This is a genomic window from Aquimarina intermedia, assembly GCF_008124785.1.
In the GTDB taxonomy this organism is placed as follows: Bacteria; Bacteroidota; Bacteroidia; order Flavobacteriales; family Flavobacteriaceae; genus Aquimarina; species Aquimarina intermedia.
This window is the reverse complement of record NZ_VNHU01000001.1, coordinates 327,418-341,907: the sequence shown is the minus strand read 5'-3', so window position 1 is coordinate 341,907 and position 14,490 is coordinate 327,418. Positions and strand designations below refer to the sequence as shown.

General features: G+C 37.1%; 16 protein-coding genes and 1 riboswitch. Of the genes, 3 read left to right on the top strand and 13 right to left on the bottom strand.

Annotated elements, in window-relative coordinates; all coding sequences use genetic code 11:
- Positions 1-876, bottom strand: coding sequence for a flavin reductase family protein (locus BD809_RS01425; RefSeq protein WP_148781165.1), 876 nt, complete (start codon positions 874-876; stop codon positions 1-3).
- Positions 877-1,008: 132 nt separating this feature from the next.
- Here BD809_RS01425 and BD809_RS01420 point away from each other — a divergent pair, with 132 nt between their 5' ends.
- Both BD809_RS01420 and BD809_RS01415 read left to right on the top strand, forming a co-directional pair.
- Entirely contained in the window at positions 1,009-2,205 is a 1,197-nt protein-coding gene (locus tag BD809_RS01420) for a sensor histidine kinase (RefSeq protein WP_148781164.1), read from the top strand.
- 33 nt (positions 2,206-2,238) lie between these two features.
- Positions 2,239-2,601, top strand: a complete 363-nt coding sequence (locus tag BD809_RS01415; protein ID WP_148781163.1) for a hypothetical protein — start codon at positions 2,239-2,241, stop codon at positions 2,599-2,601.
- Between the two features lie 5 nt (positions 2,602-2,606).
- On the opposite strand, the gene BD809_RS01410 is transcribed toward BD809_RS01415, so the two are convergent.
- From BD809_RS01410 to greA, 3 genes are all read right to left on the bottom strand, one after another.
- Entirely contained in the window at positions 2,607-3,020 is a 414-nt protein-coding gene (locus BD809_RS01410) for an acyl-CoA thioesterase (RefSeq protein WP_148781162.1), read from the bottom strand.
- The gene (locus BD809_RS01405; RefSeq protein ID WP_148781161.1) at positions 3,013-3,408 is read right to left on the bottom strand and encodes an HIT family protein; all 396 of its coding nucleotides are present in this window, start codon (positions 3,406-3,408) and stop codon (positions 3,013-3,015) included. Before BD809_RS01405 ends, BD809_RS01410 begins: the two co-directional genes overlap by 8 nt.
- 112 nt (positions 3,409-3,520) lie before the next feature.
- On the bottom strand, positions 3,521-3,994 hold the full coding sequence (gene greA / locus BD809_RS01400; RefSeq protein ID WP_148781160.1) for a transcription elongation factor GreA: 474 nt from the start codon (positions 3,992-3,994) through the stop codon (positions 3,521-3,523).
- A 183-nt stretch (positions 3,995-4,177) separates the two neighbouring features.
- On the opposite strand from greA, the gene BD809_RS01395 reads away from it, so the two are divergent.
- The gene (locus BD809_RS01395; RefSeq protein ID WP_148781159.1) at positions 4,178-4,618 is read left to right on the top strand and encodes a hypothetical protein; all 441 of its coding nucleotides are present in this window, start codon (positions 4,178-4,180) and stop codon (positions 4,616-4,618) included.
- On the opposite strand, the gene moeB is transcribed toward BD809_RS01395, so the two are convergent.
- The 9 genes from moeB to BD809_RS01350 all read right to left on the bottom strand — a co-directional run bounded on the left by moeB (position 4,608) and on the right by BD809_RS01350 (position 14,214).
- Entirely contained in the window at positions 4,608-5,669 is a 1,062-nt protein-coding gene (moeB, locus tag BD809_RS01390; RefSeq protein WP_148781158.1) for a HesA/MoeB/ThiF family protein, read from the bottom strand. The genes BD809_RS01395 and moeB overlap by 11 nt on opposite strands.
- An 18-nt stretch (positions 5,670-5,687) precedes the next feature.
- On the bottom strand, positions 5,688-6,797 hold the full coding sequence (thiH, locus tag BD809_RS01385; RefSeq protein ID WP_148781157.1) for a 2-iminoacetate synthase ThiH: 1,110 nt from the start codon (positions 6,795-6,797) through the stop codon (positions 5,688-5,690).
- A gap of 32 nt (positions 6,798-6,829) precedes the next feature.
- Positions 6,830-7,597, bottom strand: a complete 768-nt coding sequence (locus tag BD809_RS01380) for a thiazole synthase (protein ID WP_148781156.1) — start codon at positions 7,595-7,597, stop codon at positions 6,830-6,832.
- A gap of 25 nt (positions 7,598-7,622) precedes the next feature.
- Entirely contained in the window at positions 7,623-8,243 is a 621-nt protein-coding gene (gene thiE / locus BD809_RS01375) for a thiamine phosphate synthase (protein ID WP_148781155.1), read from the bottom strand.
- Positions 8,244-8,272: 29 nt separating this feature from the next.
- Positions 8,273-9,031, bottom strand: coding sequence for a hydroxymethylpyrimidine/phosphomethylpyrimidine kinase (locus BD809_RS01370; RefSeq protein WP_148781154.1), 759 nt, complete (start codon positions 9,029-9,031; stop codon positions 8,273-8,275).
- A 2-nt stretch (positions 9,032-9,033) separates the two neighbouring features.
- The gene (locus BD809_RS01365) at positions 9,034-9,639 is read right to left on the bottom strand and encodes a thiamine phosphate synthase (RefSeq protein ID WP_148781153.1); all 606 of its coding nucleotides are present in this window, start codon (positions 9,637-9,639) and stop codon (positions 9,034-9,036) included.
- Between the two features lie 50 nt (positions 9,640-9,689).
- Positions 9,690-11,549, bottom strand: coding sequence for a phosphomethylpyrimidine synthase ThiC (thiC, locus tag BD809_RS01360; RefSeq protein ID WP_148781152.1), 1,860 nt, complete (start codon positions 11,547-11,549; stop codon positions 9,690-9,692).
- Between the two features lie 37 nt (positions 11,550-11,586).
- Positions 11,587-11,787, bottom strand: a complete 201-nt coding sequence (thiS, locus tag BD809_RS01355) for a sulfur carrier protein ThiS (protein WP_148781151.1) — start codon at positions 11,785-11,787, stop codon at positions 11,587-11,589.
- A 76-nt stretch (positions 11,788-11,863) separates the two neighbouring features.
- Positions 11,864-11,963, bottom strand: a riboswitch (TPP riboswitch).
- Between the two features lie 67 nt (positions 11,964-12,030).
- Positions 12,031-14,214, bottom strand: a complete 2,184-nt coding sequence (locus BD809_RS01350) for a TonB-dependent receptor (RefSeq protein ID WP_148781150.1) — start codon at positions 14,212-14,214, stop codon at positions 12,031-12,033.
- Between the last annotated feature and the right edge of the window lie 276 nt (positions 14,215-14,490).

Below are 14,490 nucleotides of genomic sequence, written 5' to 3'. Positions count from 1 at the left end.
TTATTTATTTGCTGCTAAAATATTCCAGGCAGTAGTTATATCATTTTGATCCAAATACTGTTTCGCAAATTTATGAATTTCTGTTGGGTTTTCAGAAATTATTTGTGCTTTAATCTCTGGGTGGTTAGCAAAAAACTGTCGTATATCAGCCTCTGCAGGAAGCGCTTCTACATTACCTAATTTACCAAGGTCATTGCCTGTTAACACAGAACTTAACCGAATACTTTCTGGCAAGGTGTCCACTCCTATTCCTAGAGTAGTCACGGGTTTTGGCACCTCAAACATGCCTGCTTTAGCTCTTGTATACCAGTTGCCTCCCATTCTGGCTACCTGATCAATTTTATGTTGATCTATTTTTCCCTCATTATCTAATACAGCTTCTTTTACATGCATGAGCAACACCTCACAGATTACTAGGTTACCTGCTCCTCCTTCTTCTCCCAAAGCTACAACTTCTCTAATCTTACATTCGAATTGCACAGGAGATTCTCCTACCCTAAAGGGTTCAACTTTTGTAGAAGGAACCATAGTTAAGCCCGCTTTCTCAAACTCGTTTACTCCTGTAGCATACTCGGTACTGGATAGAGACATTTGTTGTACGATATCATAATTTACAATATTAATGACAACCTCTTTGGTCGCATGTACATTATCCAGCGTATGCTTGCTAGTATTATCCCGCACTCTTCTTGCAGGGGAAAAGATTAAAATTGGCGGATTCGCACTAAAAACATTGAAAAAACTAAAGGGAGATAAATTTGGGACACCATCTGTATCTATCGTGCTCGCAAAAGCTATAGGTCTGGGACCAATAGCTCCTAACATCATACCGTGCAACCTACCTGTACTTACTTCTTTAGGATCTATAGTTATCATACTGTATTTTTGTGATTCACAAAGATACTAAAGTTTGAACGCAAGGTGATCGTTTGAAAATAGATTTAGCTTTTTGGTTAATACACTAATTGTCTAATAAATCGTTTATATTTAAAAACTAATATTTATTACATGAATTTTTCTGATGAGCGGAAACTAGCGAGTTATTTTATCATCGTTGCTGTTCTTTCAATAACCGGACTAGTTCTCTGGAACACATCTCTTTTTTTACAAAGACTGAAAGAAGACGAGCGTATTAAAATGCAGGTTTGGGCCCAATCGCAAAAAGCATTGAATAGTGAGCAATCAGATGACTATCTTGATTTATCCATTTTAATAGGAGGGACAAACAATACAATTCCTATAATTATCACAGATGGAAAACATAATTTTATACGAGATTCGTCTGGTAATCTAGATCCGGGTTATTTTAAAAACTTATCCTCAAATCTCTTGGAAGATGAGGGTGATTTGAGGGCTTTTCTCATGGATCTAAAGTCAGAGAACAAACCTATTGAATTAGATTTAAAAGGCACCGTTCAATACATTCACTTTGGAAATTCTGCGATTCTCAAAAAATTAAAATATTACCCCATTGCCATTGCGCTTATTCTGTTCTTACTTATTGGAGTTATCTACTTCTTTTTTACCACCTCAAAAGCTAGTGAACAAAATAAATTATGGGCAGGAATGGCTAAAGAAACTGCACATCAAATTGGAACCCCACTATCCTCCTTAGTTGGATGGAATGAAATTTTGAAATCTGAAAATGTAAATCCGGAATATCTTGTCGAAATCGAAAAAGATATTGAACGTTTACGAGTTATCACAGAACGATTCTCCAAAATTGGATCCATTCCGAATCTTGAAGAAAAAGATATTGTAGCAGAAACCAAAGAGGCTTACACCTATATCGAGGCTCGAAGTTCGAAGCTTATAAATTTTTCAATTAAATTACCTAACGCTCCCATTATTGTAAAGCTTAACTCACAATTGTTTGGTTGGACAATAGAAAATCTGGTAAAAAATGCCATTGATGCGATGAAAGGAAAAGGGGATCTCAAAATTGAAGTTACACAGGACGCTAGGCGAGTGTTTATTAAAATTAAAGATTCCGGAAAAGGACTCCCAAAAAGTAAGTTTACTAAAATATTTGAACCTGGGTATACTTCGAAGAGCAGAGGTTGGGGATTAGGATTATCTTTAGCCAAAAGAATCATAGAAGAGTATCACCTAGGTAAAATAAAAGTGCTGCGATCTGAGCTCGGCAGAGGTTCGGTTTTTCAAATTACACTGAAGAAATTTGAATCAGAAACACAAGAAAGTTAAATCTTTACCGTTATAGTTGAAAACCAAATCAACGTGAAAACTGAATACATCAACCTTAAAAAAGCCATCTTAAACAATAATTGTCCCGAATGTTTTGCTACCGAAAGTTTAGCGTTAAGTTTTGATCAAAAAAGAATTACTACTCCGCTTATCGTTCATACTAAAAAAGAAGTCATTGAGAGTATGCAGTGTTTAAAATGCAATACCGAAATTTTTCCAGGAAGATATACCGATGATATTGACCGTGTATATCAATATCATAAAAAAACCGTACAGCCCAAAAGTGCCTCTATTAAACTGAGAATTTTAGCTATTGTAATTTTATTTTTAATAGTATTAGTCAGTATTGCATTGTATGTGTTTATCGCAAAACCAGCGGTATTAGCAGGAGTATGATAAACTTATTTGTAATGTAGCATCGTTTTTCTAAGAACTTCTGGAATAGGAAAAGTTTTGTTGTCATTAAAATCGAAACAAACTGCCACATCATGTCCTTCTGCACACAAAACTTCATTGTCATTATAAAGGTAATGATGTAATCCAAAACTAGAGTTTTTAATAAATTCTACGGAGGATTTAATCAAAACATTTCCTGGATAAAATAGGGGATGCTTAAAATCGCATTTTGATGAAACCAGCATTGGACCTTTATTCGTATTGGCATGCATGGTTGCCAAACCCGAAACTTCCCAAAACTGAACACGTGCACTTTGCATATATTTCATAAAATTAATATTGTTCACATGCTGGTAGGTGTCCATTTCACTCCAATCAATTCGCAATACTAATTCCAGACTCTTTATTTTACTATCCATTGAAGTTATCTCTTATCTCTTTGGCCAATGCTTTGAACGCTGCTTCATCCATTTCAACTTTTTTCTGAAATCTCATGTCATCCATGGTTTGTAAAGGTATAAGGTGCACATGAACATGTGGAACTTCAAGACCCACTACGGCCATCCCAACTCGTTTACATGCTATTGTTTTTTCTAACGCTTTTGCTACTTTTCTGGAAAAGCGCATTAGTTCTATATAAACCGATTCATCCAGATCAAATAACTTATCTTCTTCCACTTTGGGCACGCACAAAGCATGTCCTTTAGCATTAGGGTTTACATCTAGGAAAGCGTAAAAATTATCATCCTCTGCTAGCGTATACGATGGAATTTCTTTATTAATTATTTTAGTAAATAAAGTTGACATTTGGTATGTTTATTAATTTATTGGAAATATAAATCTTTTGTTTTAGTCAGAAATAAAAAAAACCTTTCTTTATTGTTAAAAAAAGGTTCTCGATTTTAGAAATAATAAAAAATTACCTAGAAATTTCTACAATATCAAATTTCATTGTTCCGTTAGGTACTTGGATCTCTGCTACATCCCCAATACTTTTACCTAACAAACCCTTGCCAATAGGGGAATCAACCGATATTTTACCTGTTTTTAAATCCGCCTCACTCTGAGCAACCAGCTTATAGGTCATTTCGGCTCCATTGGTTTGATTTTTGATTTTCACGGTAGAATGTATTAATACCTTGGAAGTATCCAATTGAGACTCATCGATTAATCTGGCATTGGACAAGGTCGCTTCCATTTTTGATATTTTCAATTCCAAAAGACCTTGAGCCTCCTTGGCGGCATCGTACTCTGCGTTTTCACTCAGATCACCCTTATCTCTAGCCTCTGCAATTGCTTGCGAAGCCTTAGGACGCTCTATATCTTTTAGTTGATTCAATTCATCTCTCAACTTCTTGAGTCCCTCTGCTGTATAATATGATACTTTACTCATAATTCCTTCATTTATATAAATAGAAAAAATCCCACTGTCATGGGACTTCAACTTAACAAATATAAGAAAAATTAATAGGTGTAAATAATTTTTGCTAGTCCATTAGATAAGAGCTTTATCATAATCATAAAACAATATGATAAACAGGATTAAAACGGTAAATTTGTAAAATAGTTAATCAAAATGAAATATTTTACTTTACCATTACTTTTAGTTTTCTTGATGGTTTCATGCGCTAGTGATGATGATGCAAGAATAAGCAATCCATTTATTCCTTCTGTAAATTTTACCCATAGTATTAATTTAGATTTACCTCAGTACAATATGCTAAAGTTTCCAAACAATTCTTATGTTGAAACGTTGGCTGGCGTTGGTGTTAAGGGCGTAATTATCTATAATATCGACAACACTTTATATTCAGCCTTTGAATTAAGCGATCCCAATATAACTCCCAGTTCATGTTCTGCATTAACGGTCAAAGGAATCGAAGCATCTTCTAACTGTGACAACACTACTAATGTGTACGAAATTGTGAATGGAAAGCAGATAAAAGGCGAAGGTGGATATCCACTGGTACGCTATGCAATACGCCGAGATGGTAACCGACTTACTATTACGAACTAAATTGATTAAGCCCGCCTTCTAAATTCAATAATGTAAGATCTTTTCTAAGGTTTGAAAGTAGTTGAATGGCTTTTTTGCTACGTATGCCCGATTGACAACACACCACAACCGGTTTATCATGAGGTAGCTCCATTGCTTTATTTACTAAGTCATGTAACGGAATATGGTAGCCGCCGATATTAAACTTTTCGTGTTCTGAAATGGTTCTTACGTCTAGTAATACATATTCTTTACATTTATTCTGATAATCATCTAAGCTAATGCTTTGTATTTCTTGAGTTCCGCAAAAAATATGGTAATCATCTTGAAGGGATGTGATTTTACTATTTTCATTTTTGCTGAAGGTTACTATCTGCTGATACAGGCTTAGTGCGTCTAAACATAAAAGTTTTCCGTTCAATGACTTCCCGAGATCCAGTATCATCTTCAATACTTCATTGGCCATTAAACTTCCCATTATTCCCGGTAACACCCCCAGCACTCCAATGTCCGAACAATTTGGTAATGCATCTTCACCCGGAGGTTCCGGAAAGAGACACCGGTACGTAGGTCCATGTTGGTAATTAAACACAGAAACCTGCCCTTCAAACTTAAAAATAGAACCAAACACTACTGGTTTATTTGCTAGCACCGCCCCGTCATTGACCAAATAACGAGTAGGAAAATTATCGGTTCCGTCTACGATAATGTCAAACTTTGAGAAAATAGCTACTACATTTTCTTTATTTAAACGCTCATTATAAATGTCAAAAGCAATGTTTGGATTAAGTCTTTTGAGTTTTTGTGAAGCAACCTCAACCTTGGAGCTTCCAATATCATCGACCGTATACAACACCTGACGCTGTAAATTTGTTTGATCAACAACGTCGTCATCAACGATTCCAATAGTACCAACACCAGCAGCAGTTAGGTACTGCAAAACAGGACAACCTAATCCTCCTGCTCCTACTACCAGCACTTTAAACTGCTTTAATTTTTCTTGCCCCATACTCCCAATTTCTTCAAGAATGAGGTGCCTATTATATTGTTTCTTTTCGTTTTTAGATAACATATTATAATTACTTCTACATTATTTGAAATACTCCCAATCCTTCCAAACTACTTCAAGTCCTTTTTCTCTTAGCATTGCCGTAACCTCTTCGGTCGAACGTTCATCTGAGATCTCAAATTGTTCTAAAGATTGAGGTGCTACAGCATAGCCCCCCGGATTGGTCTTGGATGCCGCACTAATCGAAGTGATCCCTAAATCCACTATATGTTCTCTAAATAGTTCACTCTCCCGGGTTGACATAGACAATTCCACATCTTCATCAAGTAATCTAAAAGCGCAGATAAGTTGCACTAAATCTGCATCTGTCATTTCAACTTTAGGTTCTAAACCTCCACTGTGTGGACGCAATCTTGGAAATGAAATAGAATATTTTGTCTTCCAATATGTTTTTTGCAAATAAAGCAAATGAAGTGCCGTAAAAAAGCTGTCAGCCCGCCAGTCCTCTAGACCAAAAAGCACTCCCAGTCCGATTTTATGAATTTGAGCACGACCAAGGCGATCAGGAGTCTCTAATCGATAGTGAAAGTTTGACTTTTTGCCCTTAGGATGATGTTTTTTATATTCTTTTTGATGATATGTTTCCTGATAGACGAGTACCGCATAAAGACCTGCTTCAATGAGTTGTTCATATGCTTCCTGATCCAACGGTTGCACCTCAATTGTTATGTTAGTAAAGTGAGAGCGAATAAGTGCTATAGCATTTTTAATATAATCAACACCCACGGTCTTATTGGCCTCTCCCGTTACTAAAAGGATATGATCATACCCTTTGGATTTGAGATAGGCTACTTCTTTCAGAATTTCGGCATCTGTCAACGTGCGTCTGGGTATTTTATTAGTCATACTAAAACCACAATAGGTACAAATATTTTGACACTCGTTACTCAAATACATGGGTGCATACATCTGTATGGTGTTTCCAAAACGATTTTTGGTAGTCCTATTACTTTTTTGCGCCATTTCTTCTAAAAAAGGACGTGCTGCCGGTGATAACAACGCTTTAAAATCCTCTAAATCCAATTGGTCTGAGCTTAGTGCCTGTAAAACATCGGTCTCTCTTTTTAGATAAATACTCTGCAAAACGTCTTCCCAAGTATAGGAGTCAAATAGATCTCTAAAAGTTTTCATACGTATAGGGTTACTGGGTCTGACATTAAAAATTACTGTAGAAAGGAGGTTAATGGGCTACTGGCTGTAGCGGTATCGCGAAGCGGAGCTAATTTTGAGGTGTATGCTAATCGTCCTGCCTGCACCGCCAGTTTAAATGCTTGTGCCATGGCTACCGGGTTCTTACTAACGGCAATTGCGGTATTTACCAAAACCGCATCGGCGCCAATTTCCATAGCATGAGCTGCATGCGAAGGGCTTCCAATCCCAGCATCTACAATTACCGGCACATTGCTCTGAGCGATTATGATTTTTAAAAAATCCAATGTTTTAAGCCCTTGATTAGTGCCTATAGGGGATCCCAAAGGCATAACACACTGCACTCCCACCTCTTCCAATCGTTTACACAATACTGGATCGGCATGAATATATGGCATCACCACAAAACCAAGTTTTACCAACTCCTCTGCCGCGAGTAATGTCTCGATGGGATCGGGCAACAGATATTTCGGATCCGGATGGATTTCAAGTTTAATCCAATTGGTTTCTAAAGCTTCTCGAGCCATTTGCGCCGCAAAAACCGCTTCTTTTGCAGATCGAACTCCTGACGTATTAGGCAACAAATTAATTTTGGGATGCTTCAGATATGTGACAATATCTTCATCCTTATTTGTTATATCAACGCGTTTTAACGCTACTGTAACCAGCTCACTTTCTGCTGTTATCAGTGCATCCTTCATTAGTTGTGAAGAGCTAAATTTTCCCGTTCCCGTAAATAATCTGGATGAGAATTCTTTATTTGCAATCTTTAGTATATCCATAGTGCGTGGTAATTTAAAGTCAGGTCTATGCGATTAGGTTTTTGAGCGCATTTATTTTTTCATCAAAAGAGTCTCCCTTCGTCAACAAGCTTGATACTGCAATTCCTGATATTCCTGTTCTCATTAATAATTCTACATCATTCTCTGTGATGCCTCCAATAGCAACCACAGGAACTTTAAGCTTATGATGTTTAATTGTGTCCAAAATCTCCTGATATCCCATGAAACCCAGTACCGGACTCAAATCTTTTTTAGTAGCTGTATAGCGTAACGGTCCCAAACCCACATAATCCACCTTCTCCTCAAAAAGTTTTATACAATCCTCTGCTGTGTTGGCTGTCCCTCCTATGATAGCATTATTTCCTAATATTTTACGAGCCTCTTTTATAGTCATATCATGAGTCCCCAGGTGTACACCATCGGCTTGCGAAGCTCTTGCAATACCCACTGCGTCGTTAATAATTAAAATTGCTTCGAATTGATCACAAAGTACCCGGCACTGCAACGCTGTTTTTAAATGAATAGCAAGATCAACGTTTTTTAGTCGAAGTTGTATCCATCTTACTCCTGCTTTGCACACTCGCTCTATATTAAGAAGGTGATCTTCGGGAGTTAAACCCTGAGAAATATACTGTAGTTGATGCATAAATGTTTAATTGGTTAGGTAGTAAAAGTTTAGTATCGTTGATGATAACCTAAAAGGCTTTCGTTTGAGGTTAAAAAGGTTTCAATATATTGCTTTCCTTTTCTGCAGGCTTCCTCTAGGCAAGAACCTAAAGCCAAATATCCAGCGATTGCAGATGATAAGACACATCCACTTCCATGTTTTTCGAAACAATTCTTATTAAAGGGTTCAAAAATAATATGCGTACCGTCGGTTAAGAACAACTCATCTTGCCCAACAGAATCTTTTCTATGACCACCTTTTAAAAGAATATTGGTACTATTGCTAATCAGCTTCACCGTTGCTTCTATTGTTTTCTCCGGATATAGTGTTTGAATTTCATTAAAATTAGGTGTCAGTAGGTATACTCTTCCTAAAACTTCATCAAACTCAATCATATTGTTATGAAAACTAAAATTGGAACTGGAGCTCAACACAGGATCGAGTATAATTTTGATTTTGCTGTTTTTTACCAATACAATATCTAAAAGTTGATTTAACACACTCCAATTCTCAAAAATTCCAATTTTGACAACATCGATAGTAAATCGTTTGAAAAGTATATCAATTTGATTCTTCATTACGTCGATATCTGTCCAGTGACATGATTGAAACTCAGTATCATCTTGCACAGTGTTGGCTGTACATACCGCTAAACCATACACTTTCAGCACTTCAAAAGTTTTGATATCAGCTGTCAGTCCTGCACCACCAGAAGGGTCAAATCCCGCTATAGTTAGCACAAAAGGTCTTTTCTCTACTGACTTCATTTTCATTTATTTAGCTTTGTGCAGTTATAAGCATTTTTTATAGTATTGAAACTCTCCAAAAAATCCGTTGTATTCCAAATACTACCCAATACGCCTACTCCTTTAAACCCAAGATGAAAAGCTGTAGCCATAGTTTTCTCATCAATTCCGCCCAACCCAATAACAAACTCTTTTATATTAGATACGTTAAAAGATTTGCCCTTATACCCTGTTTTTGATATAGCATCGAAAACAGGACTGAGTAACATATAGTCGTAGTGAATAGGGGAGGCCAGTATATCTTGTGGATTATGAAAAGAACTGCTTACTTTATAATCATACAGGATGAAGTCCAACACATACTCCTTCAATTTATCTCCTAAATCAATACGTTGTTGCTCCTGCAGGTGGATACCCCTTAAATCGAATTCTACTACAAGTTCATGAAACTGGTGCAACATTATTTTCTTATAATAATCCGGATTAATAGCATTCAACAAATATCGGTAACCGTTTACATTCATAGAGGGCTTACGTACATGCAAATATTCTAACCCATGATCAAACAATTGATTGATTTTAGTTGCTTCGTCGTCAAGTTCTTTTTCTGATGTCAAAACAATGAGCATTGAGATAGTATTAAAAATTCATTTTAATTCATACGCTTTTTATTCGCATACTATAGATACACTTCGCTTCCTTTTTCTTTAAATTCTGCCGCTTTTTCCTGTAACCCCTCTTCTAATGCGTTTGATGCTTCTATTTCTTTTTTGGCAGCATAATCTCTTACTTCTTGCGAAATCTTCATTGAGCAAAACTTTGGCCCACACATACTACAAAAATGAGCTATTTTGGCCCCTTCAGCCGGCAAGGTTTCATCGTGATATTCTCTAGCTAGCTCAGGGTCCAATGCCAGATTAAACTGATCGTTCCAACGAAATTCAAAGCGAGCTTTACTTAACGCATCATCTCGATGTTGAGCTCCCGGATGACCTTTTGCCAAATCTGCAGCATGCGCTGCAATTTTATAGGTAATCACACCGGTTCGTACATCTTGCTTATTAGGCAAGCCTAAATGTTCCTTGGGCGTAACATAGCATAACATTGCTGTTCCGTACCAGCCAATCATAGCTGCTCCTATACCAGAAGTAATATGATCATAGCCCGGTGCAATATCTGTTGTCAAAGGACCTAAGGTATAAAACGGCGCTTCTCCACATGCTTCTAGCTGCTTATCCATATTAGTTTTAATCATATGCATGGGTACATGCCCCGGACCTTCAATAAAGGTTTGTACATCGTGTTTCCATGCTATTTTAGTTAACTCTCCTAAGGTTTCCAACTCTGCGAATTGCGCTTCATCATTGGCATCGGCTATACAACCCGGACGCAGACCATCCCCAAGAGAAAAAGCAACATCGTATGCTTTCATAATCTCACAAATCTCTTCAAAATGCGTGTAGAGAAAACTTTCTTTATGATGCGCTAAGCACCATTTAGCCATTATAGAACCACCGCGTGAGACGATGCCCGTAATTCGCTTAGCAGTCATAGGAACATAAGAAAGTCTTACTCCGGCATGAATGGTAAAATAATCTACACCTTGTTCTGCTTGTTCGATTAAGGTATCTTTGAAAATTTCCCAGGTTAAGTCCTCGGCTTTTCCATTTACTTTTTCCAGTGCCTGATAAATCGGCACTGTACCTATAGGAACTGGAGAGTTACGAATAATCCACTCGCGTGTTTCATGTATGTTGTCTCCTGTAGAAAGGTCCATAATATTATCAGCACCCCAACGACATGCCCAAACTGCTTTTTCAACTTCTTCCTCAATACATGAGGTGGTGGCAGAATTACCAATATTCGCATTTATTTTTACTAAAAAATTACGTCCTAAAATCATGGGCTCGCTCTCGGGATGATTGATATTAGAAGGTAATACCGCACGCCCTCTGGCAATTTCATCTCTCACAAATTCTGGTGTAATGACGTCTGGAATATTAGCTCCAAAATTTTGACCTGTGTGCTGTTTTGAGAGTTGCTTTACTTCATGTAATTTTTGATTTTCTCGTATAGCCACATACTCCATCTCTGGCGTTATAATCCCTTGTTTTGCATAATGCATTTGAGAAACATTTTTGCCTTTTTTTGCCTTTTTGGGTTTATGCAGATGGTTAAATCTTAAATGATCCAAATTTTTATCCTTAAGCCGCTGGTTACAATAAGTAGAAGAAAATTCTTCTAACTGTTCCACATCATTCCTTTTTACAACCCACGACTCTCTAATACGCTCAATCCCATTATGGACATCCACATTTTTAGCAGAATCTGTATAGGGCCCACTCGTATCATACACCGTTACGGGTTGATTCGGTGTTTTCTTCTTCGTGTAACTATCAGTAGTATCTTCGAGTTGAATTTCTCGCATTGCCACCTTGATCTCCGGGTGCATTGTACCGCTGACATATATTTTTCTTGATGCAGGAAAAGGAGTCGTTGTAATAAGGTGCTGTTGTGGTGCCGTGTCTTGTTTTTTCATAGTACTATAATTAAACGAGTTTACTTGATGTCTTAGATTAACCGCCTTGCGTGGCTTGGATTATTGTAATAGTGTCATTTTCTTGAATCTGTGTGGTATCCCAACATACTCTGCTAATGACACAGTTATTTTGCGCAATGGCGATACCTTTGTCGCTAATTGACAATTGAGTAAGAAGATCTCTTAGTGTACTAAGAGCTTCAATTGTTTGAGATTTATGATTTAAAGTTATGGTCATATAATAAATATTAGTAACCATAAACTTCAAGAGGGACATAACTAATATGTCGTAGAAGAATTTACTATTGCAAAAACATTGCATAGTAACTTTTCCCTTCGGCGGTATTAGCCGCATCAGGTTCAAAGGGTATTTCTCAGACCTAACCTAAGTTAAGGACACCCCCAAAGTTTATGTTATAAAAATAAGGAAACTAAATCAATATTTACCCCTAAATAATTCAATAGTTCCCTTATTGGTTGTTTAAAATTTTAAAGTCGCCCCTACCAAAAAGTTGATACCGGCTTGTGGATAAAATCCAACACCTTCTACTGTGGTAGTGGTTCCCGGAGTACTAAAATCATCGTCATACGTATAAAAATATCCATTAGACTCATAGATTTCATCAAAAACGTTGTTTACCAATCCTGTTAATGCGATAGATTTAAATACAGGAACCTTGTTCAGCTCATAAACGATATTGAGATCATTCACAAAAAAAGCATCTAACTTTGAAGTTTCGCTATCTATGTTCCCCATGTATTGTTCTCCCACATATTTAGATAAAAATCCAATTTGCAAATTTTTTAGCGGACGGTATAGAATCATATTTCCTGCCACTAATGAAGGTGAATACGAAATATCAGTATCTCCGAGCTCCACTAAACCACCGTCTCGTGTAGTGACAAAATCTTTATTTTTATTTGTACTTAGTGCAATGTTCGGTTTAATACTCAACTGATCGGTTATAGTAAAATCAGCATCTATCTCGATTCCTAACCTATAACTTTCTCCACTGGTAGTTCTCTCAAAATTACCAGTATCATCCAACGCTCCGGTAAGCACCAACTGATCCTGATACCACATATAATAGATATTAGCATTGATGATTGTTTTAGTTTTTTGAAATCTCCAGCCCAGTTCTATATCATTTAACCGTTCGGCAGTATAAATTTTATTTTCAAAATCCGCTCTACGTGGTTCCCTGTTAGCCACAGCGTATGAAGCATACAGTTGATTGGAGGTGTTTAATTGGTAGGTAGCTCCCAACTTTGGATTAAAGAAATCATAGCGCTCATCAACCTCTAGCGGAGCCCTGTCAGAAGTTAAACCGCTAGTTTCATAAGCAACAAAACGCCCTTGCAAATCTAAAAATGCACTCCACTTATTGTTGATTTTGTACGTAGCTTTACTAAAAATTGATATTTCTTCCTTCTTACCGTTACCAAAATAATAACGATCGCGTATCTCTGAACCTCCTGCATTTTGAGCCCAAATTACTTCACCGAAATGATCTCCGTCGTAATAACTATAAAAAGCACCGAAATCGATATCAATTGCATTATTTTTATAATTGGCGGAAGCATTTACTACGTAAAAATCATTGTCTAACCAACGCCTGCGTATTAAGTCAGTAGTATTTATGGAGTCTGTTCCTACAACTATTGGTTCAAAATCATAGGTCTCAAAGTCCTGATCTTCCTTGTATTGTTCGAAATAGCCCCTTCCGTAGGTATAATTTAGTCCCAGGTTTGTCGACCAGTGGTTATTATATTTTTGATTCCAATGCAATTGATAGTGATCTTGCTTATAGTTATCTACTTCGTTATCATAAAAACGATTGTTCCCGTTTTCGTCAGTATATGCACCAACAGAATTGAACGTTCTATTTTCTTCTAAAGTTGTTGGGTCGACTCCGTTCCATGATTGATAGGTTATTTCGTGCCCTCCAAAAGTGATGGCCTTGATCAATGTATTATCATCAACATAGGAACCCTGAAGGTAATATGATTTTAAATCCGACGATGCCCGGTCAACATATCCATCTGATGCTATCGCTGAAAGTCTACCCGCTATTTCGATATGCTCATTAAGGAGTCCGGTACTAAATTTTACATTGTGTCTTCTGGTGTTAAAAGAACCGAAGGAATTCGCAATTTCTCCGTAGCCTTCTTTTGAAACTGCATCGGTTAGCAAATTTAAACTGGCACCAAATGCGCCGGAGCCATTTGTAGAGGTTCCCACACCGCGTTGCAGTTGCAAGTTTTCAATTGACGAAGAAAAATCAGGTAAATTGACCCAAAATGTTCCCTGGCTCTCGGCATCATTAAATGGAATTCCGTTAAGTGTTACATTCACTCGCGAAGCATCGCTTCCTCGCACACGTATATAGGTATACCCCACACCTGCACCTGCATCAGATGCAGTGACTACTCCCGGAAGATAATTTAATAAAACAGGGATGTCCTGTCCCAAGTTACGGGTTTCAATTTCTTTCTTTGAAAGGTTAGAATGCGTTATTGGCGAGTCAGCTTCCACACGAACAGCTTTTACTAAAACTTCCTCCAATTTTTCTGATACTGGAGGGATGCTGTCATTTTGGACGGTTTGCGCAAAAGCGGCACAAGTGCTCAAAAAACTGAATGCTATGAATATACTATTTTTCATTCGTAAAACTATTACGAATAAAAGGGGTAATTATTCTATGATTTATTATTGCTTAAAAAGTGAGTGATTTGAGTAGAGTTCATATCAATGATCTCTATATACTCCTATCACTCGTTATCAAAAGATCACTAGATCTGTTGACACCGTCGTCCCTTGGCAGCATTACCTGCCCAGGTTCATCGGGTATAATCTCAGCCTTTAAAAAAAGCACCCCTTATGAGATAAGGGTACAAAAATATCATGTTTAAGGGATTTATCATACCTTTAATAGAACTA